The 25,038-nt window shown below is 71.2% G+C and carries 24 protein-coding genes and 2 pseudogenes; 18 read left to right on the top strand and 8 right to left on the bottom strand.

The features are described 5' to 3' along the window. The first annotated feature begins 79 nt into the window (after positions 1–79). The 6 genes from gmd (at position 80) to ABGA99_RS26490 (ending at position 5,716) form a co-directional block, all read left to right on the top strand. Positions 80–1,093 carry a GDP-mannose 4,6-dehydratase gene (gene gmd / locus ABGA99_RS26515; protein ID WP_347581565.1) on the top strand — a complete coding sequence of 338 codons (1,014 nt, stop codon included), beginning with the start codon at positions 80–82 and terminating at the stop codon, positions 1,091–1,093. 65 nt (positions 1,094–1,158) lie between these two features. Further along, positions 1,159–3,282 carry a DNRLRE domain-containing protein gene (locus tag ABGA99_RS26510; RefSeq protein ID WP_347583577.1) on the top strand — a complete coding sequence of 708 codons (2,124 nt, stop codon included), beginning with the start codon at positions 1,159–1,161 and terminating at the stop codon, positions 3,280–3,282. Further along, complete coding sequence (locus tag ABGA99_RS26505; protein WP_347583576.1) at positions 3,282–3,740, top strand: hypothetical protein; 459 nt, start codon at positions 3,282–3,284, stop codon at positions 3,738–3,740. Before ABGA99_RS26510 ends, ABGA99_RS26505 begins: the two co-directional genes overlap by 1 nt. Before the next feature lie 9 nt (positions 3,741–3,749). Further along, positions 3,750–4,589: a glycosyltransferase family 2 protein gene (locus ABGA99_RS26500; protein WP_347581562.1), complete on the top strand. Its 840-nt coding sequence runs from the start codon at positions 3,750–3,752 to the stop codon at positions 4,587–4,589. Positions 4,590–4,655: 66 nt separating this feature from the next. After that, on the top strand, positions 4,656–5,471 hold the full coding sequence (locus ABGA99_RS26495) for a helix-turn-helix transcriptional regulator (protein ID WP_347583575.1): 816 nt from the start codon (positions 4,656–4,658) through the stop codon (positions 5,469–5,471). Next, on the top strand, positions 5,468–5,716 hold the full coding sequence (locus tag ABGA99_RS26490) for a DUF397 domain-containing protein (protein WP_347583574.1): 249 nt from the start codon (positions 5,468–5,470) through the stop codon (positions 5,714–5,716). The genes ABGA99_RS26495 and ABGA99_RS26490 overlap by 4 nt, the downstream gene beginning before the upstream one ends. 44 nt (positions 5,717–5,760) lie before the next feature. Here the strand turns inward: ABGA99_RS26490 and ABGA99_RS26485 are convergent. Both ABGA99_RS26485 and ABGA99_RS26480 read right to left on the bottom strand, forming a co-directional pair. Continuing rightward, a pseudogene (locus ABGA99_RS26485) lies at positions 5,761–5,886 on the bottom strand (transposase); the annotation flags it as partial. A gap of 34 nt (positions 5,887–5,920) precedes the next feature. Continuing rightward, complete coding sequence (locus ABGA99_RS26480) at positions 5,921–6,043, bottom strand: hypothetical protein (RefSeq protein ID WP_347581559.1); 123 nt, start codon at positions 6,041–6,043, stop codon at positions 5,921–5,923. Between the two features lie 144 nt (positions 6,044–6,187). On the opposite strand from ABGA99_RS26480, the gene ABGA99_RS26475 reads away from it, so the two are divergent. From ABGA99_RS26475 to ABGA99_RS26465, 3 genes are read left to right on the top strand one after another with little or no spacing between them, the layout of a single operon-like run. Beyond that, entirely contained in the window at positions 6,188–6,952 is a 765-nt protein-coding gene (locus ABGA99_RS26475) for a TauD/TfdA family dioxygenase (RefSeq protein ID WP_347583573.1), read from the top strand. Then, positions 6,949–7,644, top strand: a complete 696-nt coding sequence (locus ABGA99_RS26470) for a hypothetical protein (protein WP_347583572.1) — start codon at positions 6,949–6,951, stop codon at positions 7,642–7,644. Before ABGA99_RS26475 ends, ABGA99_RS26470 begins: the two co-directional genes overlap by 4 nt. Before the next feature lie 34 nt (positions 7,645–7,678). Further along, the gene (locus tag ABGA99_RS26465) at positions 7,679–8,131 is read left to right on the top strand and encodes an NUDIX domain-containing protein (protein WP_347583571.1); all 453 of its coding nucleotides are present in this window, start codon (positions 7,679–7,681) and stop codon (positions 8,129–8,131) included. Between the two features lie 103 nt (positions 8,132–8,234). On the opposite strand, the pseudogene ABGA99_RS26460 reads toward ABGA99_RS26465, so the two are convergent. Together ABGA99_RS26460 and ABGA99_RS26455 are read right to left on the bottom strand one after the other, a co-directional pair. Beyond that, positions 8,235–8,480: pseudogene (locus ABGA99_RS26460) on the bottom strand (transposase); the annotation flags it as partial. A 107-nt stretch (positions 8,481–8,587) separates the two neighbouring features. Continuing rightward, positions 8,588–9,730: a glycosyltransferase gene (locus ABGA99_RS26455; RefSeq protein ID WP_347583570.1), complete on the bottom strand. Its 1,143-nt coding sequence runs from the start codon at positions 9,728–9,730 to the stop codon at positions 8,588–8,590. A gap of 139 nt (positions 9,731–9,869) precedes the next feature. Between ABGA99_RS26455 and ABGA99_RS26450 the strand changes: the two genes are divergently transcribed. Then, positions 9,870–11,507, top strand: coding sequence for a hypothetical protein (locus tag ABGA99_RS26450; RefSeq protein ID WP_347583569.1), 1,638 nt, complete (start codon positions 9,870–9,872; stop codon positions 11,505–11,507). 154 nt (positions 11,508–11,661) lie between these two features. After that, positions 11,662–12,783, top strand: a complete 1,122-nt coding sequence (locus tag ABGA99_RS26445; RefSeq protein WP_347583587.1) for a small ribosomal subunit Rsm22 family protein — start codon at positions 11,662–11,664, stop codon at positions 12,781–12,783. Between the two features lie 4 nt (positions 12,784–12,787). Here ABGA99_RS26445 and ddaH read toward each other — a convergent pair whose 3' ends face one another. Continuing rightward, the gene (ddaH, locus tag ABGA99_RS26440) at positions 12,788–13,606 is read right to left on the bottom strand and encodes a dimethylargininase (RefSeq protein WP_347581552.1); all 819 of its coding nucleotides are present in this window, start codon (positions 13,604–13,606) and stop codon (positions 12,788–12,790) included. A 456-nt stretch (positions 13,607–14,062) separates the two neighbouring features. Here ddaH and ABGA99_RS26435 point away from each other — a divergent pair, with 456 nt between their 5' ends. After that, a complete protein-coding gene (locus ABGA99_RS26435; protein WP_347581551.1) occupies positions 14,063–14,806 on the top strand; it encodes a bifunctional DNA primase/polymerase in 744 nt (247 codons plus the stop codon). A gap of 51 nt (positions 14,807–14,857) precedes the next feature. Here ABGA99_RS26435 and ABGA99_RS26430 read toward each other — a convergent pair whose 3' ends face one another. Further along, a complete protein-coding gene (locus ABGA99_RS26430; protein WP_347581550.1) occupies positions 14,858–15,844 on the bottom strand; it encodes a hypothetical protein in 987 nt (328 codons plus the stop codon). A 179-nt stretch (positions 15,845–16,023) separates the two neighbouring features. Here ABGA99_RS26430 and ABGA99_RS26425 point away from each other — a divergent pair, with 179 nt between their 5' ends. Next, a complete protein-coding gene (locus ABGA99_RS26425; RefSeq protein WP_347583568.1) occupies positions 16,024–16,749 on the top strand; it encodes a CDP-alcohol phosphatidyltransferase family protein in 726 nt (241 codons plus the stop codon). On the opposite strand, the gene ABGA99_RS26420 is transcribed toward ABGA99_RS26425, so the two are convergent. Next, complete coding sequence (locus tag ABGA99_RS26420) at positions 16,709–17,194, bottom strand: adenylyltransferase/cytidyltransferase family protein (protein WP_347581548.1); 486 nt, start codon at positions 17,192–17,194, stop codon at positions 16,709–16,711. The genes ABGA99_RS26425 and ABGA99_RS26420 overlap by 41 nt on opposite strands. Before the next feature lie 122 nt (positions 17,195–17,316). Here ABGA99_RS26420 and ABGA99_RS26415 point away from each other — a divergent pair, with 122 nt between their 5' ends. Genes ABGA99_RS26415 through ABGA99_RS26405 form a run of 3 tightly spaced genes read left to right on the top strand, consistent with a single transcriptional unit; the run spans position 17,317 to position 21,911 of the window. Beyond that, positions 17,317–18,669 carry a glycosyltransferase family 4 protein gene (locus ABGA99_RS26415; RefSeq protein WP_347583567.1) on the top strand — a complete coding sequence of 451 codons (1,353 nt, stop codon included), beginning with the start codon at positions 17,317–17,319 and terminating at the stop codon, positions 18,667–18,669. Positions 18,670–18,683: 14 nt separating this feature from the next. Beyond that, on the top strand, positions 18,684–20,396 hold the full coding sequence (locus tag ABGA99_RS26410) for a lipopolysaccharide biosynthesis protein (RefSeq protein WP_347581546.1): 1,713 nt from the start codon (positions 18,684–18,686) through the stop codon (positions 20,394–20,396). After that, positions 20,397–21,911 (top strand): hypothetical protein, encoded by a 1,515-nt coding sequence (locus ABGA99_RS26405; RefSeq protein WP_347583566.1) that lies wholly within the window; start codon positions 20,397–20,399, stop codon positions 21,909–21,911. On the opposite strand, the gene ABGA99_RS26400 is transcribed toward ABGA99_RS26405, so the two are convergent. After that, positions 21,832–23,454, bottom strand: a complete 1,623-nt coding sequence (locus ABGA99_RS26400) for an alkaline phosphatase D family protein (protein ID WP_347583565.1) — start codon at positions 23,452–23,454, stop codon at positions 21,832–21,834. The genes ABGA99_RS26405 and ABGA99_RS26400 overlap by 80 nt on opposite strands. Positions 23,455–23,584: 130 nt before the next feature. Here ABGA99_RS26400 and ABGA99_RS26395 point away from each other — a divergent pair, with 130 nt between their 5' ends. Further along, the gene (locus tag ABGA99_RS26395) at positions 23,585–24,565 is read left to right on the top strand and encodes a DUF4429 domain-containing protein (protein WP_347581543.1); all 981 of its coding nucleotides are present in this window, start codon (positions 23,585–23,587) and stop codon (positions 24,563–24,565) included. A gap of 100 nt (positions 24,566–24,665) precedes the next feature. After that, entirely contained in the window at positions 24,666–25,022 is a 357-nt protein-coding gene (locus tag ABGA99_RS26390; RefSeq protein WP_101424839.1) for a group 1 truncated hemoglobin, read from the top strand. Positions 25,023–25,038: the final 16 nt, after the last annotated feature.

The raw sequence follows: 25,038 nt of genomic DNA, 5'->3' as shown, positions 1-25,038 counted from the left end.
ATCCCTCGCTTCCGGGCGGAGGAGGACGTCAAAAGTACGAATTCTGCCATCCGGCGGAATGATCAGGGGGAAGGATCCCATGGGCAAGACGGCCCTCATCACCGGCGTCACCGGCCAGGACGGCTCGTACCTCGCCGAACTGCTGCTCGCCAAGGGCTACACGGTGCACGGCCTCGTGCGGCGCTCGTCGTCGTTCAACACCGAGCGCATCGACCACGTCTACGAGGAGCCGCAGGAGCCCGGCCGCCGCCTGGTGCTGCACCACGCGGACCTCACCGACGGCGTCGCGCTGGTGAACCTCCTGCGCGACCTGGCGCCCGACGAGGTCTACAACCTCGGCGCCCAGTCGCACGTCCGGGTCTCCTTCGACGCCCCGCTGTACACCGCGGACGTCACCGGCCTCGGCTCCATGCGGCTGCTGGAGGCGGTGCGCGCCGCGCGCATCGACACCCGGCTCTACCAGGCGTCGTCCTCGGAGATGTTCGGTTCCGCCCCGCCGCCGCAGAACGAGCGGACGCCCTTCCACCCGCGCAGCCCGTACGGCTGCGCCAAGGTCTTCGGCTACTGGTCGACGGTGAACTACCGCGAGGCCTACGGCCTCTTCGCGGTCAACGGCATCCTGTTCAACCACGAGTCGCCGCGCCGCGGTGAGACCTTCGTCACCCGGAAGATCACCCGCGCCGTGGCGCGGATCAAGGCGGGCCTCCAGGACCGCCTGTACATGGGCAACCTCGACGCGGTACGCGACTGGGGCTACGCCCCGGAGTACGTCGAGGCGATGTGGCTGATGCTCCAGCGCGACGTGCCGGACGACTACGTGGTCGCCACCGGCGAGGCCGGGAGCGTCCGCGAGTTCCTGGAGGCCGCGTTCACCACCGCGGACCTCGACTGGACCCGGTACGTCCGCTTCGACCCCAAGTACGAGCGCCCCAGCGAGGTCGACGCGCTCATCGGAGACGCCTCGAAGGCAGGCGACCTGCTCGGCTGGAAGCCGCAGGTCAAGTGGCCCGAGCTGGCACGGATCATGGTGGAGGCCGACATCGGGGCGCTCGACGCCGAACTCGCCGGTACCACCGTCAGGATCGACAGGTAAAAACGGATATTCTCTCCCCGGACTCGCGACGCGCGGCCGCAGGGGACGACGGCCCAGGGGGGCACATGAACAAGCACAGAAGAACGCGGAAGTGGGGGGCGCTCGGCGTCGCCCTTGCGGTCGTCACGGGCACGCTCGTGACGGTCGGCGTCACGTACTCCTCGCCCGAGGCCGAGGCCGTGACGCCGCCGGTGGCGATGACCGCGGACGACCTGTCGACCTGGCAGACCAACGGCGTGGTGTGGGCCATGGCCGAGTCGAACGGCGTGGTCTTCGCCGGCGGTACGTTCTCCGCCATCCGCCCGCCCGGCGCGGCGGCCGGCACCAGCGAGACGAAGGTCGCGAACTTCGCCGCCTTCAACGCGGCGACCGGTGAACCGACGAACTGCAAGCTGAACTTCACCGTCGGCTCCGGCACCGCCACCGTACGCGCGCTGACCGTCTCCCCCGACGGCAAGACGCTCTACGCGGGCGGCGAGTTCGGCACCGTGGGCGGCGTCTCGCGCAGCCGCGTCGCGGCCATCGACATCGCCTCGTGCACAGTAAAGGCCGGCTTCAACGCCGGGGCCGTCTCGGCCCGGGTATACGGTCTGGACGCCGCGGCGAGCGGCCGGCTGTACATGGCCGGCGACTTCAAGACCGTCCGCGGCCAGAGCCGGGTGAAGTTCGCCGCCGTCAACGCGACCACGGGTGCGCTGAACTCCTGGAAGGCCAACGCGGGCCCGGACCGGGCCGGCCGCGTCATCGAGGAGACCCCGAACGGGCAGCATGTGGTCGTCGGCGGCGACTTCAACGGGCTCAACGGCGACAGCAGCGTGCACGGCCTGGGCGTCGTCCGCGCCGACACGGGCGCGACCGTACGGGCCTTCAAGGGCGTCAGCAACAACACGAACAACCCGTACGAGCTGCACTGGAACTCCCTCGTCAAGGGCATCCACATCGACGAGTCGGGCATCTACACCGCGCACGAGGGCCACGGCGGCGGCGTCTTCGACGGCCGCCTCGCGATGAACCTCAACAGCACCTTCACCCAGCGCTGGCGCGACACCTGCCTCGGCGCCACCCAGGACGTCACCGTCTACAAGGACGTGCTCTACAGCGTCTCGCACGCGCACAACTGCAGCAGCATGGGCCAGTTCCCGGAGCTGAACGAGCGGCAGCACATGCTCGCCGAGTCCGTGGACAACCCCAAGCCGCTGCTGTCCTGGTTCCCCGACACCGACGACGGCCCCTCCGGCACCGAGCAGATCGGTCCGCGGGTGATGGTCACCTCGTCCAGCGGCGGCAAGGACTACATGTGGATCGGCGGCGAGTTCACCCGGATCCAGTCCAACGGCAACAAGCTCCAGCAGGGCCTGGTCCGCTTCGCCAACACCCCGGACTCCCGCAAGCCCGTCGCCGGGGCCACCGGCGTGACGGCGGCGAACGTCGACGGCGGGGTGCGGCTGCGCTGGAAGGCCGGCTGGGACCGCGACGACAGCAAGCTGACGTACACGATCTACCGCAACGGCGAGGCGCTGGCGACCAAGCCGACCCTGGACTCCAACTTCTGGACGCTGCCGCAGGGCACCTTCACCGACAGCACGGTCAAGCCCGGCACGTCGTACAGCTACCAGATCACCGCGAGCGACGCCGTCGGCAACACCACCGCCAAGTCCGCGGCGGTGACGGTGACCACGCCGGGCACGCCGGCGGAGACCACGGTGGAGCGCACCGCGACCGCCGACGCCTACGTCAACGGCTCGTCGACGAGCACCAACTACGGCTCGCACAACCAGCTCCTGGTCAGGAAGACCTCCCCGTACCTCAGCTACCTGCGGTTCTCGCTGCCCCAGGCGCCGAGCGGGATGACGCTGAAGTCCGCGAAGCTGACGCTGCGCACGACGAACGACGCCAGCGCCGGTACCCCGGACACCGTCAGCGTGCAGCCGGTCACCGGCGCCTGGTCGGAGTCGGAGGTGACCTACGCGGGCCGCCCGGAGCTGTCGTCCACGGTGCTGGGTACGTTCACCGGGGCCACGGAGCTGGACACCGACTACACCGCGTCGCTGTCCGCCGCCCAGCTCAGCGGCTCGCTGGGCGACACCCTGGACGTGGCGCTGACCAGCGACGGCACCGACGCCTGGTGGGTGCGGGCGCGCGAGACCGCGTACGCGCCGAAGCTGACGCTGACGTTCGGAGCGGGCTGATGCCGGCCCGCACGGCAGGGAGGTCGCGGGTGGCGCTGGCGGCGGCGGCAGCCGCGGCGGCAGCCGTCCTGGCCCTGGCCGGCTGCAGCGGCGGCGACGACGGGGACGACGCGGCCGCGAAGCCCTCGGCGTCCCAGCAGGAGGACGACCGCGCCACGAAGGACCCGGGCCCGGCGGACGAGGAGAAGGCCGACGACACCGAGAAGGTGCCGGAGGAGGAGCTGGAGCCCGCCGAGGGCGAGTTCTCCGAGAAGGAGAAGACGTACCTGAAGGACCGGGTGCCCGAGGGCGTGGACCCGGCGGCGATCCTGGAGGCGGGCGAGGAGGCCTGCGCCAAGATCGAGAGCGCGGCGGCGACCGACGAGAAGCTGGCCCAGGAGGCCATCCGCTCCGGCGACATCGCCAACGCCGAGGACGCGATCCACACCCTCTGCCCCCAGTACGAAGACCTGCTGTAGGAGTCCGTCTTGAAGAGACTGCCCATCGTCGTCGCGATACCGACCAAGAACGAGGCCGAGAACATCGCGACGACGGTGCGGTCCGTCATCGACCACTTCGAGGCCGTGGTGGTGGTCGACTCGGACAGCACGGACGACACCCGCGCCCTCGCGGCGGACCAGGGCGCCGAGGTCGTCCCGTACACCTGGGACGGCAAGTACCCGAAGAAGAAGCAGTGGTGCCTGGACCACATCCACCCCGAATTGGACTGGATGCTGTTCGTCGACGGCGACGAGACCCCGAGCCCGGAGCTGATCGCCGAACTCCACCGCATCTTCGACCCGGCGGCCGACGGCTCGCTCAAGGTGGCGCCGGCGGCGTTCGACATCCCGCTGGGCTACTGGTTCGCGGGCAAACGCCTGCGCCACGGCTACACCATCGTCAAACGCGCCCTGATGGACCGCACCCGCGTCCGCTTCCCGGAGCTGGGAGATTTGAACGCGCCGGGCATGGGCGAGCAGGAGGGCCACTACCAGCCGCTCGCGGACGGAAGGGTGGTGCGGTTGAGGGCGACGCTTGAGCACGAGGACCTGGACCCGGTACGCACGTGGTTCGAGCGGCACAACCGCTACTCGGACTGGGAGGCGTGGCTGGAACTCCACCCGGAGGTCCGCGAGGAGATCCGCCAGGCGAAGACCCGCCAGGGCCGGCTCTTCCACAAGGCACCGCTGAAGCCCCTGGTGTCGTTCGCGTACGCCTACGTCTACAAACGCGGCTTCCTCGACGGGCGCGCGGGACTGGACTACGCGCTGGCGATGAGCTTCTACCGCTGGCAGATCGGGCTGAAGACCCGGGAGGAAGGCGCATAGTTTCCCCTCACGGAGTGACTCCGACTCACTACTGTGAGTAGAGAGACGAGGGGTGAGGTGAACGCGGTGACGACGCTTGAGAACTCCCAGCCGCCGGTGCAGTGGCGGTACTGCGGCAACCAGACGAAGCGGTGGCGGACGCGGGCGGGTGTGAGCCGGGAGGAACTGGCGGCGGAGGCGGGGTACGCCTACGACACGGTGAAGATGATGGAGCAGGGCCGTCGTCGGCCGACGCCGCGGTTGTTGCAGGTGGCGGATGAGATGTGCGATGCGCAGGGGATGTTGGTGGCGGCGCTGGGGTACTTGCAGCCGGAGAAGTTCGCGTCGTACTCGCAGGAGTACATGTCGTACGAGGCCGAGGCTGTCGCTCTGAGCTTCTACCAGCCCCACTACGTTCCGGGTCTGTTGCAGACGGAGGAGTACATCCGAGCGGTACTGGCAACGCTCCTACCCCCGCTGGACGGGGAGACGTTCGAAGAGCGGGTCAGTGCCCGACTGGAGCGGCAAGCACTCCTTGATCACGAGAAGCGCTCGTTCAGCTTCGTCATCGAGGAGGCGGTACTACGCCGGCGCTTCGGTGGTGAGAAGACGTACGAACGGCAGTTGCGCCGACTACTGGATGTCGCCGAGCGACGCAACGTCACCCTGCAAATGCTGCCATCGGATCGCGGCCTGCACCCCGGCCTCCGGGGTCCGATCGTCATCCTCGAAACACCTGAGCACGACCACCTCGCCTACGCGGAAAGTCAGGCAGGCGGGGTGCTCTACGCTGATGCGGAGAGGGTCAATATCGCCATGCGCCGCCGCGACATGATCACGGGCGAGGCCCTGTGCCCCCAAGACTCCGTACGGTTCATCACGCGGCTCCTGGAGGAGCGATGAAGGACAGGCTCGACTGGTTCAAGTCCAGCTACAGCGACAGCTCCGGCGGCGCCTGCGTCGAAGTCGCCGTCGCCTGGCGTAAGTCCACCCACAGCGACAACGAAGGCGGGGAGTGCGTCGAGGTGGCCCCCGTCCCCGGTGCCGTCCACGTCCGCGACTCCAAGGACCCCCACGGCCCCCACCTCTGCTTCACCCCCGAAGCCTGGTCCGCCTTCCTCACCCACACCGCCACCCACGCAGGCTGACCACTCCCGGAGCCGCGGAGCGGTACGCCCCCACGTAGCGCTCCGCCCTTCGCGGACAGCGACAACACCAGCTCATCCACGCCGGTCAGCCTGCGCTGCCGCTTCTTGACGATGGCCGGCCCGAACGAGCCGTCGCGATCCCGCGGCACCGCCACCTCGACCGGGCCGACCTCGCGTCGTGCTTGTCGTAGCCCAGGTGGTCAGTCATCTCGGCTTCAAACGCGGTTCCAGCAGCCGCTTCGTCAGCGCCTGCAGCGGCCGGCCCTCCCCGAGCGATGTCTCCGTCACCGCCGCCGGAGGCTTTACTTCTATGTTCTCGCTGGTCACAGGTGCATCCTCTTGGCCGCCTGGTTGGCCTCATTCTCTTTCACCGTGGTTCCCCGCTTCGATCTGGTGCGCTTCTGAATCCATGCGCTCGCGTAACCTGCAGCCTCTCCCGAGCGCTACGATCCAACGGGAGGTTGTGCATCCATGAAGATCCTGAGTCCCTCGGGGGAAGCATTCGCTGAGCACCAATTACTGGAGCTGCTAGCGAACGAGGGGATTGCATTCTTATCTGAAACAGATTGCGATGAGATCGTCACGGCTTTCGGTGGCCTGCTTGATTTCTATCAGCATCCGGACGCAACCAGCTCAGCCTGGACATTGATCCAACCCTACTTCGAAGGCCGGCAGCGATCCGGGTTGGACGGATTCACCCATTCGGCATTAGAACTCCACACCGATAGGAGCATGCTCGATGTGCCGCCTTCTGTTCTTTGCTACCTCATGCTTGCAGAAGCCGTGGGAGGCGGAGATTCGATCCTCTTCGACATAGAGCCGCTGCTATCACGATATGACAGTAAGTCCTTACTGTCCATTGAGCACAACCTCTGGATTCGAAGCAGCGTTCAGGGGTGGCGGCAGAAGGTGTTAACGGTCGGCCGTGACGGGAGAGTCGTCGTTCGTTTTAGGGATGATGACGTAGCGCGGCCTGAAGAGAGTGGTCACCTTCCTGAAGTGCTGCTGCGCCATATCCGTTATCCACGCGAAGGCGTGTACCAAATCCGCCTGCGCGCAGGAGAGGGTTATGTGATTCACAACCATCGAATCCTCCATGGCCGGACCAGCTTTCAGGGTCACAGAAAGGCTGCCCGGTTGCTCTTCCATGTCAAAGACGGATGCCCATTCGAATGCCTGAACCGGGGATTTGTCATTGATCGACAGGAAAACAAAAGAAGGAGTGAAGCCCGGTGACTTCGGCATTCTTTTCAGGAAGGCGTGAGGTGGAAGAGGCTCTGGTTGTTCTGCCGCCGACGAGCGATCCAGCATTCTTGCAGGAGATTCGTCGGGTGATCGACCGAACGAGGAATCCGGAACGCGTGTTCCGCAGGATCTGTGAAGATAGTTCGAAACCGGCCTCCATGCGCTTCTGCGCTTTATACGCGGTATTGTTGCGATTGCGAGGGACGGATGAAATCGAGCTGGCGCGCATCGGTGATCCGACATGCCTTGCTTTTGGTGGTCGAGAGATCGAACTTTCAACGACGTTCTTCGGTCGTCGTGAGGCCCAGGCGATCGAGCGGGCGAACGGTGCAGATCTCTCTGATCTGAATTCCCGGGACGGAATTCGCGAGCGCCGGAGAAAATACATCAAGGGAATATTTCCCGAATCTGTCTTCTCCGGACATCCCGAAGCCGTGTTGCACATTCAGGCGGAATCCATTCGGAAGGACTCCGCTAGGCATATCATTCTTTGCACCGACGGGTTCGCCAGGGCTGTCATGGACTATGGCATCTATTCCGACTGGCCGACTTTGCTTGAGGCTGCGCTGGAGTCAGGACTCAAATCAATCTTGAACAAGATCAGAATGTACGAGGCGGGCGGGATGAACGCCGTGCATTTCAAGAGGTCGGACGACGTGACCGCTTTGTTGGTCGAAGTGTGAGTGTGAACCGATAAATTCGAGAAAGGAAGAGGGAGTGGGAAACGCGAATCAGCCTTACCTCGTCGAGCGCAATCCGGGATATTTTGAGTACCAACTACCCATCTCAGTGAAGATGGTGGTGGAGGTGCGAGGGAAAATTCCTCTCCTGAAGAACGAGCGTGATGAATGGGAGCTACCTGGCGGGAAGCTGGAACTCGGGGAGACCGCGGAATCCACCGTGCTGAGGGAGGTTCAGGAAGAGCTGACGCTTGAGCCGGAGCTAATTTCAGGAACCGAGATCATTGATTCCTGGGTGTACGAGATCTTTCCGCATCGTCATGTCTTCATCGTGAGCTACGGCGCTGAGTACACCGGCTCGAAGGAGCCGAAGCTGTCGCACGAGCACAAAGAACTCGGTCTCTTCGACTATGTGGAGGTTCCCGGGCTCGTGATGCCCGATGCCTACAAGAAGACGATCGAGACTTGGCGTCGTCGACGCCTCGGCTGACGAGAGACAGAGCCTGGCCACGGCTACAGCAGCCCGTCCTGCTGTAGCCGTCGTTGCTTCAGGTGGCCGTGTCCGTGCGTGGCGCGGTCGACCCGTCACTGAACGCCCTGATGTGCGAAGAGTCGACCACGCAGCGAGACCGGTCCAGCCGCGAGGCCGCGTTCAACTCGCCCAGCAGCACTTCGTGCAGCCACTGACACACGCCGGCCTCGTTCCAGTCCCGCAGCCGGCGCCAGCACGTCATGCCCGAGCCGAACCCGAGCTCCTGCGGCAGGTACTCCCGCTGGATCCCGGTGTGCAGCACGTACAGGATCCCGCACAGCACCTCCCGGTCCGGCAGCGGCGCCCTCACCATGTCACTTACTCCTTCGCCGTGACCGGCGAGCACCGCCAGCGGCCCCCACGGCCGCGCCACATGCACCGCCGGACGCATGACGGGAACGAGAGGTAGACGCCTCAGCGGCGGACCTCGTCGTAGACGCCGAGGAGGGTGTCGACCACGCCGTCGATGGCGAAGCGGTCGTTGATGAGGTGCCAGGCGGCCTTCGAGGTCTCCTCGTTGGCCGCCGGGTCCAGGAGTTCCAGGACCGCCTGGCCGACCAGGGGGCCGTTGTCCGTGTCGGCGCGGCTGTCCAGGACGCGGCCCGCGCCGGCCTCCGCGACGTCGGGGCCGAGGCCGCAGGTGCGGGTGATCACGACCGGGACGCCGACCGACATGGCCTCCAGGACCGAGACCGGGAACGGCTCGACGACCGACGGAAGGACGTAGACGTCGGCGGTGCGGTGCCGGTCCAGGACCTCGTCGGGGGTGAGGGAGCCGACGTACGACACCGAGTCCGCCACCCCCAGTTCCGCGGCCAGCCGCATCATCGGCTCGGCCAGCGCGCCGGTGTCGGGTCCTGCGAGGACGAAGCGGGCGTCCGGGTGCTTCGCCAGCACCACGGGGATCGCCCGGATGAAGTCCTCCGGCCGCTTGCGCTCCTGCACCCGCGCGACGTACACGACCGTCGGCGGGCCCGACGTCCGCGCGGGCCTGCGCTCCTGCGGCAGCACGCCGTTGACGAGGCGCCGCGGCCGGTTCAGGGGCGTGTCCGGGATGACGGCCTGGATCTCGCCGTGCTCGAACTCCGTGAGATAGAGCGTCGCGTCCGCCTTGCGCAGCGCCCGGCGCAGCCCGAGCACGTCGACGGCGCGGGCCACCGGCTTCTCGGTGGGGTCGATCATGCCGTGCGTCTGCAGCACCACCGGCACCCCGGCCTGCTGCGCGATGAGCGCGAACGGCAGCGTGATGAGGTCCCGCATGAGGTGGACGTGCACCACGTCCGCGGAGCGGACGAGGCGGCGGGCGCGGGCCAGCAGCGCAGGCGAGGTGATGCCGCTCACCTCGAACCGCGGCAGCACGTGCTTGGCCTGGTACATCCACGTGGGCACGCCGTCGATGTCGCGGGGCAGCGGTCCGTCGAAGCCGTCGCCGAGGGTGGCGATGCGCGAGTCGACACCGCGGGCCCGCAGCCCCTTGGACAGGTTGAGCGCGACGCGCGTGGGCCCGCCGAAGTCGTTCGTGGGCGTGTGCAGCGTGACGACATGCAGAACTCTCAAGACGGTCCCCTCCCCGGCACCCCCCGGCACCGTACGTATGTTCCCGGAGCCTACCCGCCGCACAACCCCGGGCCTATTTAGACTGTCTTCGGTTGCGGGACGGCGATACGGGGCGATACGGGCGGGGGCGGTTCGGGCGATGGCAGACCAAACGGACGGGCCGCGGTCCGGCGACCGCGGAGGAGGCGGCGGAGGCGCCGAGGGCAGGGTGCCCCTCGACGAGACCGTCCAGATCCGGATGGCGCCGCTCGCCGCGAAGGCCGCCCGCCGCGCCCGCGCGGAAACCCCGGAACCGGGCCCCACCGCCACCGCCACCCGCGTCCGCCGGCCGTTCACGCCCTTCGTCATTCCCAAGAGCCCCGCCCCCCGCGCCGTCCTCTCCCGCGCGCTGGCCGTCCCGCTCGTCGTCGCGCTCGTCTTCGTCCTGCCGCTGGCCGTCGCCGGCCGCTCCCAGCCCGACGTACGCGACGCGGTGTTCTGGCTCCAGCTCGCCACCACCTGCTACGCGGGCGCCCGCCTCTCCGCGATGGTCCTCACCACCCGGCGGCGCCTCATCCAGGGCACCGTCTGGCTCTTCTGCTATGTCGCGATGGGCGTCGCGCCGCTGGCGCAGATCGTGCTGGAGCAGACCCCGACCCCCGTCGTCGGCACCCGGGGCGACTTCACCATGGCGGTGTCGCTGGTGCTGCTCGGCTTCGTCGCCTTCGACGTCGGCGCGCTGCTGTCGCGGCACGCCTCGGAGGCGCGGCTGAGCCGGCCGCGCCCGGTGGCCTCGGTCAACAAGCGCCGCCTGTACCTGCTGGTGATCTTCGCGTACGCGGGCAGCGCCCTGCTCATCGCGTCCTTCGGCGGCCCGGCGCCCTTCTTCGGCAGCCGCCAGGCGATCAGCGACGAGCTGACCGCGGGCGGCACGACCGATTCCCAGGTCGGCTCGGCGTTCCTGCGCGGCTTCGGTACGGTGCCCGCGCTGCTGGCGCTGCTGATGATGACGCGCTGGCTGGTGATGTCCCGGCGGGCCCGGCGGCAGCCGGCCGTGGTGCTGCCGTGGGCGGGGCTCGTCCTGATCAACGCGATCGTCAACAACCCGATCTCCAACCCGCGGTACTGGTTCCTCACCGTCGCCTTCGCGCTGCTGTTCACCGCCTTCCCCCGCAGCCCCGTGGTCTACCGGGCGGCGCTCGCGGGGGGCGTGGCGATGGCCGTGCTGCTGTTCCCGTTCGCGGACAAGTTCCGCTACGACGAGGCCGGGCGGAAGCAGACGCAGTCGGGCTCGGTGCTGGAGCCGCTGGTGATGAAGGACTACGACCAGACGGTGATGTTCGCGAACACCATCTCGTACGTGGACTCCGGCACGGGCCACACGTACGGCAAGCAACTGGCGTCGTCGGCCTTCTTCTTCGTGCCCCGGTCGGTGTGGGAGGACAAGCAGCTCGACTCCGGCGTCAAGGTCGGCACGTGGATGGGGATGACGAACGTCAACCTGTCCTCGCCGCTGTGGACGGAGCTGTGGCTCGACTTCGGCCCGCTGGGCATGGCCGGCGGGCTGCTGCTGGTGGGGTACGCGGCGGCGCGTACGGACCGGAGGTTCGCCGAGTCGGGGCACATGTCGCGGGACCCGGGGAACGTGATGGCGACGGTGGTCCCGCTGATCGCGGGGTACTCGTTCATCCTGCTGCGGGGGCCGCTGCTCCAGGCCACGGGACGGATCGGGATCGCGGTGCTGTGTCTGGCGCTGGTGACGACGTTCCGGCCGGAGGAGCACAAGCGGCTGCGCTGACCGCCTTCCGGCGGGGCGGCCGGGAGCGGACCGGGGGGCCGGGGTGGCCCGTTCCACCGGCGGGGTCCGGTACCGCGTTCCGGCGGGGTGCGGCGGGCCGTAGGCTCGGGGTGTGGATGTCGAGGATGATCTTCGGGGCGCGCTCGGACGGCAGTTGGAAGGGCTCGGCACGCGGCGGGCGGGAGCGGCCGTGGAGCGGCTCATCGCCGGCTACCGCGGCGACGGCCCTGCCCCCGCGCTGCGCGACCGGGACGACGTGGCGGCGTACGCCGCGTACCGCATGCCCGCTACGTTCCAGGCCGTGCGGGCCGCCCTGAGCGCGCTGGCCGACGCCGCGCCCGGCTGGGCGCCGGACAGCCACCTCGATGTGGGCGGCGGGACCGGCGCCGCCCTCTGGGCGGCGGCGGCCGTCTGGCCGGAAGACGGGCCGCGCCCGACCGTCGTCCTCGATCACTCCGAGCCGGCGCTGGCGCTCGGCCGCGAGCTGGCGGCCGGCGCCGCCGCGCCCGCGGTACGCGCCGCGCAGTGGCGCCGCGAGGCGCTAGGCGCCGCGGGCTCCGGGTGGGTCCGGAACCAGCCGGCGGACGACACCCGGTTCCGGCAGCCGGGCGGCTCCCGTGGCCGCCCGGCGGACGCCTCGGCGGGCGGCCCCACGGGCGGCTCGGCACACGGCCCCGCCGTCGGCTCGGCGGACGGCACGGCAGGTTCCGCATGGGCACCGGCCGGGCTCGTCACCGTTTCGTACGTGCTCGGGGAGCTGTCCGAGGACGTCCGGCGCGATGTCGTCGCGGAAGCGGCCCGCAGCGCACGCGGCAGCGTCGTGGTCGTGGAACCGGGGACGCCGCACGGCTACCGGCGGGTCCTCGCCGCCCGGCAGCAGCTCGTCGACGCCGGCTACGAGGTGCTGGCGCCGTGTCCGCACAGCGCGGCGTGCCCCATGGAGGGGACCGCCGACTGGTGCCACTTCGCCGCCCGCGTCCAGCGCTCCGCGCTGCACCGCCGGGTCAAGGGCGGCGAGCTGGGGCACGAGGACGAGAAGTTCGCGTACGTCGCGGCGGCCCGGATCCCCGCCGGGACGCCGGCCCCCGCGCGCGTCGTACGGCATCCGCAGCTCCGCAAGGGGCAGGTGCTGCTGGAGCTGTGCACGGCCGGCGAGGGGCTGGCCCGTACCACCGTGTCCAAGCGGCAGGGCCCCCGCTACCGCGCCGCCCGGGACGTGCGGTGGGGCGATGCGTGGCCGCCGCCCGGGGAGGGCGACGGCCACGAGGGGGTGTAGCGGCTCAGTCGCGCAGCTCCAGCGTGCAGCACTTCACGCTGCCGCCGCCCTTGAGCAGCTCCGTCAGATCCATCGGGACCGGCTCGAACCCGCGCGCCCGCAGCGGCGCGACCAGCCCGGCCGCCGCCTGCGGCAGCAGCACGTGCCGGCCGTCGCTGACGGCGTTGAGGCCGAGCGCGAGCGCGTCCTCCTCCCCCGCCAGCACGGCGTCGGGGAAGAGCCGGGCGAGGACGTCGCGGCTGCCCGGGGAGAACGCGGCCGGGTAGTACATGACGTCGGTGTCGGTGGAGTCGTCCAGGACGCACAGCGCGGTGTCGAGATGGTAGAAGCGCGGATCGACCAGGTCGAGGCCGACGACCGGGCGGCCCAGGTACTCCTGCGCCTCGGCGTGCGACTCGGGGCTGCTGCGGAAGCCGCGGCCCGCGAGGATCCAGGAGCGGGTGACGGCGAAGTCGCCCTCGCCCTCGTTGACGTGCTCCGGCAGGTGGTAGTCGGCGAAGCCGTGCGCGCGGAACCAGCGGCGCTGGGCGGCGGCCTCGCCGCTGCGCTGCGGGTACGCGAAGCGCGCGCCCAGCACGCGGCCGTCGACGACGAGCGCGCCGTTGGCGGCGAAGACCATGTCCGGCAGGGCGGGGTCGGGCTCCAGCAGCTCGACGGTGTGACCGAGGGAGCGCTGACGGGCGACCAGGTCCTCCCACTGCGCGAGCGCGAGCTGGAGGTCGACGGGTTTGGCGGGGTCCATCCACGGGTTGATGGAGTACGTGACGGCGAAGTGTGCCGGTGGGCACATCAGGTACCGGCGCGCCGAGGCTGTGCGCAACAACGAGGGCTCCTCACTGCTGACGTCCAAGCGCCGGCCCGCGGATCGCGCGCGCCGACGCACGTAACCGAATGGTGCCTGGTGAACGGCCGCGTGCGCAGTAGTGCGGCACGGGTGGCCGGGGTCGCGCCGCGGGGCGCGGGAGCGCGGACGATGTGCACAGCCCGGCAAAGGTGCATTTAGCGCGATACGCACAGGTGACCGGTGGTCACGTTTTCATCGCGTACGGCGCCGGGCGGGCGGCCTCCCCGTGGCCCGGAACCGACCGCATCCGCGCAGGTCCGGGCGTACGGGCCGGGCCACGGGCGGCGGCCGGGCCACCCTCCGGCGCCTCGGTACCGGAGGGCGGCCCGCGGGCGGGATGGCATACCGTGGCACAGTATCGGCCTACGGGCACCCGCTGCGGTGGCAGCATGAGGATCGGGTCCCTAGGGACGACGGGCCGAGGTGAGGGGACGCATGGCACGGGTACGCAGGCTTCCGCAATGGCTTCCCGGCACCCGCCGCGGCCGGACGCGCGGCAGTGCCGCCGCGGCGGAGCGCCTGCAGGCGGCCGCCGCGGAGCGCAGGGAACTGCTGCTCGCCGCCGCCGACGCGGGCCTGCCGCTGGCCCCCGCCGCGTACCCGGAGGGCTACGGCTGTTCCTGCGACCGCATCGGCTGTCCCTCCCCCGGCCGCCATCCCGTCTCCTTCGCCTGGCAGACGCAGGCCAGCGCCGACGCGCAGCGCGTCGAGCGGTGGCTCGCCGCCCAGCCGGAGGCCAACTTCATCACCGCCACGGGCCGCAGCCACGACGTGCTCGACGTGCCGCTGGAGGCGGGCACGCGGGCGCTGGCGCGGTTGGAGGCGGAAGGCATCGCGGTCGGCCCGGTGGCGGTCAGCCCGGAGCCGCCGGGGCCGGGCCGGATGCTCTTCTTCACCTCCACCCGCGGCACGCCGGAGGACGAGGACGAGTGGTGGCCGTGCGAGCTGGACTGCCGCCCCGAGACCATGGACGAGCATCCCGGGCTGCGCTGGCACTGCCGCGGCAGCTACGTGCTGGTGCCGCCGGCGCGGCTGCCGGGTGACGAGGGCGTGACGTGGCTGCGCGGTCCCGAGCATCCGCTGCCGGACCCGCTGACGCTGCTGGAGGCGCTGACGGATGCGTGCGCGGCGTACGCGGGCGCGGAGCGGGAGCGCGAGGCGGCCTGGCCGCTGAGCTGAGGGCCCGCGCGCCGGGCCGACGGCCCGTACGCGTACGCGGCATTCCGCCCCTCAGCTTCCCTCTGCGCCCACCAGCCCTTCGAGGCGGTTGTAGAAAACGATTCCATCGCCCTCGTCGTCGCGCGGCGGCACCACCGCGGCCTGCTGCGAGACCCGCTCCATCGTCAGCGACTTCTTCGGTGTCCCCGTCCCCTTCATCAAGGGCTCGGCCGCCGACGGCACCTCGACCTCGCGGCCCTCGGCCACGGTCTGCTTGACGAAGTGGCGGCTGCTGAACAGCACGAGCGCGCCGCCGTCGGCCAACCGCAGGGCGACCGGCGGGTATTCGGGGGTGGGCTCGTCGACGTACTGCGTGACGTACTCGGGGGTGCGCCGGTACTGCTCGCGCGCGCCGACCCGCTCGGAGGTGTGCTGCCCCGGCGCGAAGTCGTCGCCCGCACCGTCCTTCAGATACGCCGTGTACGTCTTGCCCAACTGCCCCGGCGCGACGGTCAGCCCGGCGGAGGCGCCGAGCGGCACGCGGCGGACGTGGCCGTCGTCGTCCTCGGCGAACTCGCCGATGGCGGCCAGCTCGGGCTCGTCCAGCAGCGACAGGTGCGTCGCATGCCAGCGCGCCTCCGGCCCCTCCTTGACGAAGACCAGGAGCCAGCGCAGCTCGTTGCGGTTGGTCAGGGTGTCGGCGACGAACCACCGCGGCCAGCCGCGCTGCTGGGGGATCAGATGCCGGGTGTCGCTGAACTCCAGCGGCTCGTAGTCCGGGTTGCCCTCCGGGTAGTCCGCCTTGCGCACCGTCAGGCCCGCCTGGTCGATCTCGCGCAGCCCGCCGGCCTCGATACGGGAGTTGACGTCGAGGTCGTAGTCCTCGTTGGCCTGGTTGTTCAGCTTCCCGAACCGGTCGAGGACGCGGCCGGCCTCGTCCTCGGTCACGGCGGGCTGGAGCACCTCCTCGCCGTGGACCGTGACGCAACCCGTGAGCGTCAGCAGCGCCGCCAGCAACGGCACCGCGGCGACGGTCACCCGGACGCGGCGTATCGGCATGATCTTTTTCTCCGACTCCTGCGCGGGGCCTGGGAACGGCGTCACCTTACCGGTTCCGCGGCCGGTCATCGGAGCGGGACCGGATCTGCCGGGACCTGCGTCCCGCCGGGCAGTGATTCGGCTCTCATTCGGCTCCGGAGGGCCAAACCCCTTCCCTGGGACGGGTCCGAGCGATCATCATGCTGCGCATGACATTCGGGGCAGCACTGAGCGAGTTGCGCAAAGCTCAGAAAACGGCGAAGGGCGTCTCGCTCTACTCGCGCTACGTCAACCGGCCGCTCGGGCGGGTGTTCGCGGCGGGCGCGTACGTCCTCGGGCTGCGGCCGAACCATGTGACGCTGCTCAGCGCGGCGTTCACCGGCGGCGGGATCGCGGCCGTCGCGCTGGTACGCCCCGGCTGGGCACTGGCCGTCGCGGTGTACGCGCTGCTCGTCGCCGGCTTCGCCCTCGACTCGGCCGACGGCCAGCTCGCGCGGCTGCGCCGGGAGTCGAGCGCGGCCGGCGAGTGGCTCGACCACGTCGTCGACTGCGCGAAGGTCACCGCCGTGCACGCCGCCGTCCTCGTCTCCTTCTACCGCTTCTTCGACCTCTCCTCGGACGCCTGGCTGCTGCTACCCCTCGGCTTTCAGCTCGCGGCCGTGCTGATCTTCTGCGGCGGGCTGCTGGCCGACAAGCTCAAGCCGAAGCCCGTCCCCGGCGCCGGTCCCGCGGCCGCCCCGCCGCCCTCGCGGCTGCGCGCGGTGGCGCTGCTGCCCGTGGACTACGGCGTTTTCTGCGTGGTGTTCCTGCTGCTGGGCAGCGAGAGCGCGTTTCTCGCCGGTTATACGGCGCTGGCCGTGGCGGCGGCGCTGTTCCTCATCGCGTTTACGGCGAAATGGTTCCGGGAGCTGTCTGCGACGAGCTGACCGGGCTCTCACCGCGCGGGCCGCGGTCGGAGAGTGCGTCGAGCGCCCGGCGCAGTTGTGTGCTCGACGTGTGCACGGTGTACGGGAAATAGACCACTTCCACGCCCACCGTCCTGAAGTCGGCCTCCAGCTTGTCCCCCTTGGGCGTGCCCCGCCAGTCGTCGCCCTTGAAGATCACGTCGAACCGGACCTGCTGCCAGGTCTCCAGCTTGTCGGGCACGGTCTCGACGAAGGCGGCGTCCACGTGCCGGATGCTGCGTACGATCTCCAGCCGCTCGACCAGCGGCACGACCGGAGCGCGGCCCTTCGCCAACTGCGCCATCTCGTCGGAGACCACACCCGCGACGAGATAGTCGCAACGGCTGCGGGCGTGCCTGAGGATGTTCAGGTGTCCGACGTGAAAGAGGTCGTAGACCCCCGGTGCATAGCCGACCGTGTGCGCCACGGCACCCCCCAAGTATTCCCCCTGATATGGGCGCAACCCCCGGCGCGCCAGGAGTGTCAACCATAACGGGCAGGTGCGGATAAGGTGCAACCCGGGCTTCGGGAAGGCAAACGAGGGATGGCATGGTGACGCGGGTACTGCTGGTCTCGACCAACTATGCGCCAGAACAGGCAGGAATCGGCCCATATGCGACACAGATCGCGGAGCACTGGGCCGAGACCGGTCGCGCCGAGGTGCACGTGCTGGCCGGCATGCCGCACTACCCGAACTGGCGCGTCGCCGAGGACTACCGGGGGGTCTGGCGCACGGAGGAGGAGCCGGCCGGCGTCCGCCTGCACCGCCGCCGCCACTTCGTCCCCGCGCGGCAGACCGCCGTACGGCGCGCGCTGTACGAGGCGTCGATCCTCGCCCACGGCGTCGTCGCGCCGCCCCGCATGCCCGCCCCCGACGCGGTCGTCGCGCAGCTGCCGAGCCTGGCCGGGGGCGCGCTCGGCGCCCGCCTCGCCCGCCGCCACGGCGTGCCCTACATACCCGTCGTCCAGGATCTGATGGGCGCCGCGGCGGCGCAGAGCGGCATCCGCGGCGGGGGCCGCGCGGCCGCGGCGGCGCGTGCGGTGGAGTCCCGGGTACTGCGCCGGGCGACGCTGGTCGGGGTGATCCACGAGACGTTCGTCCCGCGGGTGGCCGCGATGGGCGTCGACGAGAAGCGGATACGCGTCGTCCCCAACTGGTCCCACGTGAGCGGGCCCACACGGCCGCGCGCCGAGATGCGCGCCCGGCTGGGGTGGCGCGAGGGGCAGACGGTGCTGCTGCACTCCGGGAACATGGGGCTGAAGCAGGGCCTGGAAGTGCTCGTCGAGGCGGCCCGTACGGACCCCACGCTGCGGGTCGTGCTGATGGGCGACGGCAACCAGCGCGCGCACCTGGCCGCGCTGGGCGCGGGGCTGCCGAACCTGGACTTCCTGCCGCCCGCGGACGCCGGGGAGTTCACCGACGTGCTGGCCGCGGCGGACGTGCTGGCGGTCACGCAGCGCTCGTCGGTGCTGGACATGAGCGTGCCGTCGAAGCTCACCTCGTACTTCGCCGCGGGACGGCCCGTGGTCGCCTCGGTCGCCGGCGGCGGGGGCACGGCGGAGGAGATGCGGCGCGCGGGCGCGGGGGTGACGGTGCCGCCGGAGGACCCGGCGGCGCTGCTGGAGGCGGTGCGCAAGCTGGCCGGGGACTCGGAGGCGGCCGACGTACTGGGCGCCAGGGGGCCGGTGTACGTGCGGGAGCACCTGAGCAGCGAGGCGGGTCTGGGCCGGATCACGGCGCTGCTGGACGAGGCCCTGGGCGGGGCAGGGGACAAGGCGCTGGACGAGGCACCGGACGGGGCCGGGGAGCCGGTTGTCCACAACCGGCCGGTTGTCCACAGGCGGAAGGCGGCCGGGGAGCCGGCCGTGGAGTCCGTCACGCATACTGACAAGACCGGTTGAGGGGGGCCGCGACCATGTCACAGCACGTTCCGGGCGACAGCCACGCCACGCAGCCGCAGGACGAGCCGGACCTGCTGCGTGACCAGTTCCGGCAACTGCTGCGCTACCGCGGGATGATCGTCCTGGGAGTCGTCCTCGGGCTGTTCGGCGGCGGGTGGATCGCCCTCGCCTCCGGCGACGAGTACATCGCGTCCAGCGAGGTCACGCTCCGCCAGGTCAGCCTGGACCCCTTCTCCTCCGGCAGCGACGCGACGGCCATCAAGGAGAACATCGGCACGGAGCGGCAGACCGCCGCGAGCAACGCGGTGGCCAAGATCGTCGCCGACGAGGTCGGCCAGCCCGAGGACGGCGAGAAGCTCCAGCACGGCCTGCAGGTCACCAACCCGCCGAACACACTGGTGCTCCGCTTCGACTACAGCGCGGACGACGCCGAGACGGCCGCCGAGCGCTCCAACGCCTTCGCCGCCGCCTACCTCGCGTACCGCGAGGACAAGAGCAAGCGGACCATCGACAACATGGTCGAGGCCTACGACGACCAGATCAAACCGCTGATCGCGGAGCGGGACGCGCTCGACGACGAGATCGAGTCCCTCGGCGAGGGCCGCGCGCTGGAATCCGCGCTGTCCGCCCGCTCCTCGCTCAGCCAGAGCATCGGCCAGATCACCGCCGACCGCGCCAAGCTCCAGGCCCTCGACACCACCCCGGGGCACGTCGTGCGGGACGCCACGCGTCCCGCCGAGCCGGCGGGGCCGGGGATCTTCATGCTGCTGGGCCTCGGCGCCGCGTTCGGCGTGGGCCTCGGGCTGCTCGTCGCCTGGGTGCGGCTGGTCTTCGATCCCACGGCGCGCTCGGAGAGCGATGTCGTGCGGGCGCTGCACGCCCCGGTGCTCGGCACCCTGCCGCGCACCCGCAGGCCCGGCGGGCTGCTGGCCACCGGCAGGGTCGCCGAGGAGTACCGCTCGATGGCCTTCCGGCTGGCGTACGACCAGCGCTTCGCCGACCGGCGGCGGCTGCTGGTGGTCGCGCCGCGCGGCAGCATAGACATCCCCGCCGCGGTCTCGGTCAACCTGGCCGCGTCGTTCGTGGAGATGGGGCACGAGGTGCTGCTCGTCGAGGCGGACCTGCGCACGCCGAGCCTGTCGGCGCGGCTCAGCGCCGCCGACGGGGTGCGGCCCGGCTGGGCCCGTACGCCGGCGCGCGGTGACGGCGGCTGGCCGACGGGCCTGCAGATTCCGATCGACGCGGGCGAGTCCGGCGCCTTCGACCTCATCCCCGGCACCCGGGTGCGCAACGCGGCGCGGGCCCTGACGTCCGCCCCGGCCACGCAGTTGATCTCGGAGGCGGACGCCCCGGGCTCCGTCGTGGTGGTGCTGGCGCCGGCGGTGCTGTCGTACGCGGACGCGCTGGCGCTCGCCGACCGGGTCGACGGCGTGCTCGTCGTCTGCGACCCGCGGCAGGTGCACCGCGAGGATCTGGCACGTATCCGCGAGCTGATATCGGGCGCGGGCGGCACGGTGCTCGGCGCGGTGCTGCACTCGCACGGCAGCGGCGAGCCCGACGCGGGCGGGCGCGGCCGGTCCGGCAGAGGCGCGGGCCGCGCCGGCGCCCGGGGCGACGGGCGCGGCGGCGACGCGGGTTCGGGCACGGGGATGCCGGCGCCGCCGGCCGAGGCCACGGGGGCGGACTACCCGGCCGACGGCCGGGCCGTGCGCTCCTCGCGGCGGTAGATGCGCGCCCGCTGGGCGATCGCCTCCTCCGTCGCCGACCAGGGCGTGGCGGCGCTCACGAACATCGCGGTGCTCGTGGTCGCCGCGCGGGAGTCGTCGGCGGAGGGTTTCGCGGTCTTCTCCCTCGTCTACATGACGTTCACCGTCGTGCTCGGCGTGCAGAGCAGCTTCGTGGGCCAGGCGCTGGTGCTGGAGCGCGACGGCGGCAGGAACGGGAAGGCCGGCGCGGGCGGTCCGGGCGTGGGGCCCGACGGGGCCGACGCCACCGCGCACGAGGGGCCGGTCATCCCGTCCTGGGCGGAGCCCGACCCCGACGCGCCGCGCCCGCCGCCCACCGGCGTCGCGTCCGCATGCCGTTCCGCGGTGACGTTCTCGGCGCTGTCGTCCACCGCGGTGGGCGGCACGGCGGCGCTCCTGCTCGCGCTGGTGCCCGGCGAGCTGGCGCACGGGCTGGCCATGCTCGGCGTGGTGCTGCCCGTCGTGCTGCTGCACGACGTGCTGCGGTACTGCTTCGCCGCGCTCCGGCTGCCGCACCACGCGCTCCTCGCCGACCTGTTGCGGCTCGTCGTCGCCGTCCCGGCGCTCGTGCTGCAGCCGGACGGCTCGTCCCCGGCCCGGCTCATCGCCGTGTGGGGCGCCTCCGCGCTGCCCGCGCTGCTGCTCTGCCTGGCGCTGGCCGGGTACCGGCTCCGCGGCGCCCGCGGCGACTGGCGGCGCTATCTGCGCCGGGGGCACCTGGGCCGCCGGTTCGTGGTGGAGTTCGCGGTGGGCAACGGCGCGACGCAGTTGTCGGTCATCGGCCTCGGGCTCGTCGCCAGCCAGCTCGCGGTCGGCGCGCTGCGCGGCGCGACGACCCTGTACGGGCCGATGAACGTCCTCTACAACTCGGCGACTTCCTTCGGCCCGCCGGTGATGCACCGCATCCCGAACCTGCGCAGCAAGCTCCGCTCCGCCGCCGCCCTCGCCGTCCTCCTCGCCGGTACCGCCGCCGCCTGGACGACGGTGCTCGTCCTCCTGCCCGACTCCGCGGGCCGCGAACTCCTCGGCGACACCTGGGCGTCGACGTCCTCCCTGCTGCCCGCCACCGGCAGCCAGTACGCGGGCATAGCCCTGGGCACCAGCGCACTGCTCACGCTGCGCGTGCTGCGCCCGGAGAGCACACTGCCGATCCAGGTGGTCTTCTCCCTGCTGTCGGTCGGCTGCATGCTCACCGGCTACGCCGCCGGGGGCGTACCGGGGGCCGCCTGGGGCCTGTGCGCCGGTTCGGCGCTGAAGGCCGCGGCCCTGTGGCTCAGGGTCGCGGCCGTCAGCCGCTCGGTCGGCGCCACCGGCTCGGGCGGCCCGGGTGGTTCGGGTGGCCCGGGGGGCACCGCCGGGTCGGGCGGCGGTGCCGGGTACACGCCCACGAGCGGCCCCGCGCCCGCAGGCGGGACCGTCACACCCGGTGCAGTCCCGGCCGCCCGGCCTCGATCGCATAGGAAGCCGCGGTCGCGACCGGGGCGCCTTCGGTGGTGATGTACGGCACCACGCGGAAGTCCGCGCGGCACTGCTCGCGGTCCAGCGCGACGGTCACGTAGCCGCGGCGGCCGTCGAAGAACCGCAGATGCGGGTTGGCCTTCGTGAGCCGGTCGTAGCTCGCCGGCCGCTCCGCGCCGTTGCCGCCGCTGCTGATGGAGGTGGCGACGATTTCGCTGGCGACGACGGGCGCGTTCGGATCGGCGTAGTCGCGCTTGACGTCCATCGCGTAGTGCACGTGCACGTCGCCCGTGAGGACGACGAGGTTCTCCACCCGCGCCGCCTCGGCCGCGTCCAGGAACCGGGTGCGGGCGGCGGTGTAGCCGTCCCAGGCGTCCATGCTCACGGTGTACGCCTCGATCGGCTCGCTGCGCCGCTCGGCCAGCACCACCTGCTGCGGCACGATGTTCCACCGGGCCCGGGAGTCGCGCCAGCCGTCCGCGAGCCAGTGCTCCTGCCGTTCGCCGAGCATCGTGCGCGCCGGGTCGTCGGCGTCGGCCCCCGGCCGCGCCCAGGCGCCGCCGTACGCCTGGTCGGTGCGGTACTGCCGGCCGTCGAGGACGTCGAACTGCGCGAGCGTGCCGTAGTGCAGCCGCCGGTACAGCCGCAGGTCGGCGCCGCGCGGGCGCTGCGGCTTGCGGAGCGGCTGGTTCTCCCAGTACGCCCGGTAGGCGGCGGCCCGGCGGACGAGGAACTCCTCGGGCGGCTGGTTGTCCTGGGAGACGGCGCCCGCGTAGTTGTTCTCGACCTCGTGGTCGTCCCAGGTGAGGATCCAGGGGTGGGCGGCCTGGGCGGCGCGCAGGTCGGCGTCGCTGCGGTAGAGGGCGTACCGCAGCCGGTAGTCCTCCAGCGTGACGGTCTCGTGGTTGAAGACGCCGGGCAGGGTGCCGGCGGGGTAGGCGCGGCTGCCGCCGGTGGAGGAGACGGCGCCCTCGTAGATCCAGTCGCCGAGGTGGAAGACGGCGTCGAGGTCTTCGTTCGCAAGGTGCTGGAAGGCGGTGTAGTAGCCGCCGGGGTAGTTCTGACAGGCGATCACGCCGAAGCGCATGGAAGAGTTGCGCGCGTGCTGCGGGGGCGCGGTGGTCGTACGGCCGACGGGGCTGATCCAGGGGCCGAGCCGGAAGCGGTAGTAGTACGGACGGCCCGGCGCGAGCCCGTCGACCTCGGCGTGCACGGTGTGGTGGAACTCGGGGTGGGCCAGCTCCCGTCCGCGCCGGACGACCCGGCGGAAGCCCTCGTCGTGGGCGATCTCCCAGTGGACCAGGAACGGGGTCGGCGGCATCCCGCCGTCGGGCTCGAAGGCCGCGGGCGCGAGCCGGGTCCACAGCACCACGCCGTCGGGGGCCGGGTCGCCGGAGGCGACGCCGAGGGTGAAGGGCTCCTGGCGTATCGTCCCCGGGTCCGCCGGCTCGTCCGCGTGGGCCTGCGGCAGGCCCACGGAGAAGGCGAGCGCGGCGGCGGCACCGGTGACGGTGAGGAAGCGGCGGCGGCTCACGTGTGCCGCGGCGGCACGCAGGGCGTCCTGCGGGTTGGGAGGCGTCATGCGCGGTATTGCAATTGCTGGGGGCAACCGCTGTCCATACCCTGTGCGTCGGCCAGGTGACAGAGCGTTGACGTCTAGAGCGGATTCCAGGCGAACTGACGTTCACGTGATCGCGCCATAGACTCGCGGTATGGCCGAGGTGATCGCGAAAGACGGAACCTGGGAGTTCGACGGCGAGATCATACGGATCATCCCGGGCCGCGACCGGGGGGTGCACAAACTGCGGCAGTTGCTCGGCGAGGTCGCCGTGCCGCTGCCGGCGGTGGCGGGGATCGCGTACGAACCGGGGCGCAAGGGCGGGCTGTTGCGGCTGCGGCTGCGCGACGGCGCGTGTCCGCTGCTCCGGGCCTCGGGCGGCCGGCTGCCGGAGATGGCGAGTCCGTACCTGCTGCGGCCGGAGCGCGACCGCGGCGGGGTGGCGGAGTACTTCGCCGAAGAGGTGCGCAGGGCGCTGCTGTTGGACCAGGTGCCGGACGGCCCCGTCGACCGCTATCTGCTCCCGGGCCCGGCCGTGCCGCTGACCGCGGGCGGCATGGACGGCACCGCGACGTTCGACGGCGAGCAGGTCCGGCTGGAGTGGAACTGGCTGGTCGACGACGTGAAGAAGCGGGTGGGGAACCGGACGTTCCCGCTCGCCGACCTGGCGGGCGTGGAGTGGGCGGGCGGCGCGGGCCTGGAGTCCGGCGGGCTGCGGTTCCGGCCGCAGGGGAACGCGGTCTTCCTCGACCCGGACAAGGATCCCCACACGCTGGCGCTGTGGGGCACCAAGAAGGAGACGGGGGCGGCGGTGCTGCTGGCGGCGGCGGTGACCGTACGGCTGCCGCACCCCCACGCGCCTGCGGACGCCGTGGGCGACGGGGCAGGGCAGCCGCCCGCGGCGCTGCCCGCGGCCGGGCCGGAGCCGGCGGACGCGGTGCCGCCGGAGTTCCGCAAGGAGCCCGCCGCGGCGGACGCGGAGGCACCGGAGGAGACGATTCCGGGTGACGACCACGACGCGGTGCTGCGCCGGCTGCGTGAGCTGGGCGACTTGCACGCCGCCGGGGTGCTGACGGACGAGGAGTTCGCAGCCGCAAAGCGGGCGATACTGCAGCGCATGGGCGGTAACGGCTGACAATGCCCGGCGCCCGGTCCGTAGTCGGCGGAAACTTGGGCCGGAATTAAACGTTCTACGCTCTTCACTCCAGCCCCACCGGCCCCAATAATCGGGCCTCATGACTATTTACGACTCGATCGGCGGGGAGACGGCGGTCTCGACCGCCGTGGACAACTTCTACGACCGAGTGCTCGACGACCCGGAGCTGAAGCCGTTCTTCGACGGCATCGACGTCCAGCGGCTCAAGCGCCACCAGCGCGCCTTCATCGGCGCCGCCCTCGGCGGCCCCGGCGGCTACAACGGCCGCGGCATGCGGAAGGCCCACGAGGGGCTCGGCATCACGCCGGCCCACTTCGAGCGGGTCGTCGACCATCTGACGGCCACCCTCGTCGGCCTCGGCGTACCGGACGAGACCGTGAAGACCATCGGCGCCACCCTGGAGCCGCTGCGCGCGGACATCGCCCAGGAGGCGTAGCACAGGCCCGGAACTT

It is taken from the genome of Streptomyces sp. B5E4, from assembly GCF_039871555.1.
In the GTDB taxonomy this organism is placed as follows: Bacteria; Actinomycetota; Actinomycetes; order Streptomycetales; family Streptomycetaceae; genus Streptomyces.
Note: the sequence above shows the minus strand (reverse complement) of the source record. Positions and strands in the feature narration are given on the sequence as shown.

Coding starts and splice junctions, on each gene's coding strand:
- gmd (WP_347581565.1), top strand. CDS start 80: ATGGGCAAGACGGCCCTCATCACCGGCGTCACCGGCCAGGACGGCTCG.
- ABGA99_RS26510 (WP_347583577.1), top strand. CDS start 1,159: ATGAACAAGCACAGAAGAACGCGGAAGTGGGGGGCGCTCGGCGTCGCC.
- ABGA99_RS26505 (WP_347583576.1), top strand. CDS start 3,282: ATGCCGGCCCGCACGGCAGGGAGGTCGCGGGTGGCGCTGGCGGCGGCG.
- ABGA99_RS26490 (WP_347583574.1), top strand. CDS start 5,468: ATGAAGGACAGGCTCGACTGGTTCAAGTCCAGCTACAGCGACAGCTCC.
- ABGA99_RS26475 (WP_347583573.1), top strand. CDS start 6,188: ATGAAGATCCTGAGTCCCTCGGGGGAAGCATTCGCTGAGCACCAATTA.
- ABGA99_RS26450 (WP_347583569.1), top strand. CDS start 9,870: ATGGCAGACCAAACGGACGGGCCGCGGTCCGGCGACCGCGGAGGAGGC.
- ABGA99_RS26435 (WP_347581551.1), top strand. CDS start 14,063: ATGGCACGGGTACGCAGGCTTCCGCAATGGCTTCCCGGCACCCGCCGC.
- ABGA99_RS26430 (WP_347581550.1), bottom strand. CDS start 15,844: ATGCCGATACGCCGCGTCCGGGTGACCGTCGCCGCGGTGCCGTTGCTG.
- ABGA99_RS26425 (WP_347583568.1), top strand. CDS start 16,024: ATGCTGCGCATGACATTCGGGGCAGCACTGAGCGAGTTGCGCAAAGCT.
- ABGA99_RS26415 (WP_347583567.1), top strand. CDS start 17,317: ATGGTGACGCGGGTACTGCTGGTCTCGACCAACTATGCGCCAGAACAG.
- ABGA99_RS26410 (WP_347581546.1), top strand. CDS start 18,684: ATGTCACAGCACGTTCCGGGCGACAGCCACGCCACGCAGCCGCAGGAC.
- ABGA99_RS26405 (WP_347583566.1), top strand. CDS start 20,397: ATGCGCGCCCGCTGGGCGATCGCCTCCTCCGTCGCCGACCAGGGCGTG.
- ABGA99_RS26400 (WP_347583565.1), bottom strand. CDS start 23,454: ATGACGCCTCCCAACCCGCAGGACGCCCTGCGTGCCGCCGCGGCACAC.
- ABGA99_RS26395 (WP_347581543.1), top strand. CDS start 23,585: ATGGCCGAGGTGATCGCGAAAGACGGAACCTGGGAGTTCGACGGCGAG.
- ABGA99_RS26390 (WP_101424839.1), top strand. CDS start 24,666: ATGACTATTTACGACTCGATCGGCGGGGAGACGGCGGTCTCGACCGCC.